Source organism: Prevotella vespertina, from assembly GCF_009728485.1.
Lineage (GTDB): Bacteria > Bacteroidota > Bacteroidia > Bacteroidales > Bacteroidaceae > Prevotella > Prevotella vespertina.
In genome coordinates this window covers 1-2,591 of record NZ_VVIQ01000022.1, presented here as the reverse complement: position 1 = coordinate 2,591, position 2,591 = coordinate 1, and the positions used below count along the sequence as shown (strand labels likewise).

Annotated in this window: 1 protein-coding gene and 1 other annotated feature (1 of these 2 running past the window's edge); the gene reads right to left on the bottom strand. The window is 51.2% G+C overall.

What is annotated here, in order from left to right:
* Positions 1-2,591: a sequence feature (most likely nonfunctional fraction of RNA operon), on the top strand (it extends 1,648 nt beyond the left edge of the window).
* A complete protein-coding gene (locus tag F0475_RS11770; protein ID WP_199879814.1) occupies positions 1,071-1,226 on the bottom strand; it encodes a hypothetical protein in 156 nt (51 codons plus the stop codon). It overlaps the preceding feature by 156 nt.

The following is a 2,591-nucleotide window of genomic DNA, read 5'->3' as shown; positions in this document are numbered from 1 at the left end:
GGAGACGTAGTGGTATCCTGAGTAACGCGGAACACGTGAAATTCTGCGCGAATCTGCCGGGACCATCCGGTAAGGCTAAATACTCCCGTGAGACCGATAGTGAACGAGTACTGTGAAGGAAAGGTGAAAAGCACTCCGATTAGGAGAGTGAAATAGTTCCTGAAACCATGCGCTTACAAGCGGTCGGAGCTGTTAATTCAGTGACGGCGTGCCTTTTGCATAATGAACCTACGAGTTACCATGTCTGGCAAGGATAAGTAACAAGAGTTACGTATCCGTAGTGAAAGCGAGCCTGAATAGGGCGTCAAGTCAGATGGGGTAGACGCGAAACCAAGTGATCTACACTTGCCCAGGTTGAAGTTCGGGTAACACCGAATGGAGGACCGCACGGATAAGCGTTGAAAAGCTTCCCGATGAGGTGAGTGTAGGAGTGAAAGGCCAATCAAACTTGGAGATAGCTCGTACTCCCCGAAAGGCATTTAGGTGCCGCGTGCATCGATTTCCATAAGAGGTAGAGCGACCGATAGGTCAAGAGGGCTTCACCGCCTATCGAGACCTGACGAACTCCGAATGCTTATGGATAGCAGATGTGCAGTAAGGGGGCGGGTGCTAAGGTCCGTCCCCGAGAGGAGAAGAATCCAGACCGCCGTCTAAGGTCCCGAAATTCTGTCTAAGTTAGTCTAACGAAGTCTGGTCCCCGTGACAGCTAGGATGTTGGCTTGGAAGCAGCCATTCATTCAAAGAGTGCGTAACAGCTCACTAGTCGAGGGTCCGGGCATGGATAATAATCGGGTATAAGTCAGATACCGAAGGCGCGGGATAGTAATGTATATTAAAAGTATCGGTAGGGGAGCATTCCATCGACGTCGAATGGTGAAGGTAACTGATCCTGGAGTTTATGGAAAAGCAAATGTAGGTATAAGTAACGATAAAAAGGGTGAGATTCCCTTTCGCCGAAAGACCGAGGTTTCCCGGGCGATGCCAATCAGCCCGGGGTTAGTCGGGTCCTAAGTCTCAGCCGAACGGCGAAGGCGATGGCAGATGCGGTTAATATTCCGCAACTCGCAGTATCAGTGATGTGGAGACGGAGCAGTGACACTGCCGCGCCCTGACGGAATAGGGCGTTTAAGTGCGTAGGTTATGAGAGTGGCAGGCAAATCCACCATTCGAGCTGAAACACGAAAGTACAACACTTCCTTCGGGAAGAGTTGAGTGCAGGTAATCATACTTCCGAGAAAATCCGCTAAACTTAATGTTACTGCGACCCGTACCGCAAACGGACACACGTGGTCGGGTAGAATATACTAAGGCGTTGAGAGATTCATGGTTAAGGAACTAGGCAAATTGACCCCGTAACTTCGGGATAAGGGGTCCTCATAGCAATATGAGGCGCAGAGAATAGGTCCAGGCAACTGTTTAACAAAAACACAGGGCTGTGCAAACTCGAAAGATGAAGTATACAGCCTGACACCTGCCCGGTGCTGGAAGGTTAAGAGGAGATGTCACTAGCAATAGGAAGCATTGAATTGAAGCCCCAGTAAACGGCGGCCGTAACTATAACGGTCCTAAGGTAGCGAAATTCCTTGTCGGGTAAGTTCCGACCTGCACGAATGGTGTAATGATCCGGACGCTGTCTCAACCATGATCTCAGTGAAATTGTAGTATCGGTGAAGATGCCGATTACCCGCGATGGGACGAAAAGACCCCGTGAACCTTTACTACAGCTTAGCATTGACCTTGGTCATCCGATGTGTAGGATAGGCCGGAGGCTTCGAAGCGGGTGCGCCAGCATTCGTGGAGTCATCCTTGAAATACGGCCCTTTGGCTGTCTGAGGTCTAACGCGCTTGAAGTGCGGACACTGCTTGGTGGGTAGTTTGACTGGGGTGGTCGCCTCCAAAAGCGTAACGGAGGCTTCCAAAGGTGCCCTCGGACCGATTGGTAACCGGTCTCATAGAGTGCAATGGCATAAGGGCGCTTGACTGGGAGGCAGACATGCCGAGCAGGCAGGAAACTGGGGCATAGTGATCCGGCGGATGTGTATGGAAACTCCGTCGCTCAAAGGATAAAAGGTACTCCGGGGATAACAGGCTGATCCCCCCCAAGAGCTCATATCGACGGGGTGGTTTGGCACCTCGATGTCGGCTCGTCACATCCTGGGGCTGGAGAAGGTCCCAAGGGTTGGGCTGTTCGCCCATTAAAGTGGCACGCGAGCTGGGTTCAGAACGTCGTGAGACAGTTCGGTCTCTATCTATCGTGGGCGTTGGAGTTTTGCGTGGTGCTGACACTAGTACGAGAGGACCGTGTTGGACAGACCTCCGGTTTACCAGTTGTGCCGCCAGGTGCACCGCTGGGTATCTGAGTCTGGTATGGATAAGCGCTGAAAGCATCTAAGTGCGAAGCCTTCCACAAGATGAGAACTCCTCATAAGGGTCGTCATAGACGATGACGTTGATAGGGTGTAGGTGTAAAGACGGTGACGTCAAAGCCGAGCACTACTAATTGCCCAAAACTTTCTTCGGGTCTAGCACTATCCAAGTCGATAGTGCAGACCAGTGACTCAGACTTTGAGCTGTGTAATCTTTAAAATGAA